The 766-nt window shown below is 50.1% G+C and carries 1 pseudogene; it reads left to right on the top strand.

The features are described 5' to 3' along the window. Window positions 1-766: pseudogene (locus tag JMX13_RS13610) on the top strand (hypothetical protein); the annotation flags it as partial.

The following is a 766-nucleotide window of genomic DNA, read 5'->3' as shown; positions in this document are numbered from 1 at the left end:
GCATCACAGGTGGCCCAAGCATCACGACGACAGGCATTGATGCTGGCAATAAGAAGATCACCGGTGTGTTAGCAGGATCAACAGCAACTGATGCGGTGAACTATGAACAACTTAGTGCGACCAATGCCAATGTCGCCACCAATACCATTAACATTGCTGACAACAGCAAACGTTCAACAGGTAACTTAACTGCCTTAGGTGGTGGAGCCAAATATGACGTGGCAACGGATACTTATACCGCGCCAACTTACGCCTTAAATGATGGTACTGAAAGCTTTAACACCGTTGGTGGTGCGCTTGGTAACCTAGATACCCGCACCACAAAGAATACAGGTGACATTGCTGCGAATGCTGGCAATATCATCAAAGCGAAGAGCACCGTTAGCCAAGGTGAGAACATCTTAGTCACTGAAACCAAAGACAGTGTGACGGGTGCCAGTAACTACGAAGTAAAAACGGCACGTGCGCTTAACCTTGATAGTGTCACCACGGGCAACAGCAAGTTGGACACTGCTGGTTTAACCATCACAGGTGGCCCAAGCGTCACGACGACAGGCATTGATGCTGGCAATAAGAAGATCACCGGTGTGTTAGCAGGATCAACAGCAACTGATGCGGTGAACTATGAGCAGCTCACAGGACTTGCGACCGTCGGTAACGACAAGATCAATCAACTCGGCGGCAACAGCGCAAGCCACTTAGGTGGCGGCGCAACTTACAACGCGACGACTGGCGCCATCACAGCCCCAAGTTATCAGTTGGACAA

This window comes from Psychrobacter immobilis, from assembly GCF_904846285.1.
GTDB classification, from domain to species: domain Bacteria; phylum Pseudomonadota; class Gammaproteobacteria; order Pseudomonadales; family Moraxellaceae; genus Psychrobacter; species Psychrobacter immobilis_D.
Note: the sequence above shows the minus strand (reverse complement) of the source record. Positions and strands in the feature narration are given on the sequence as shown.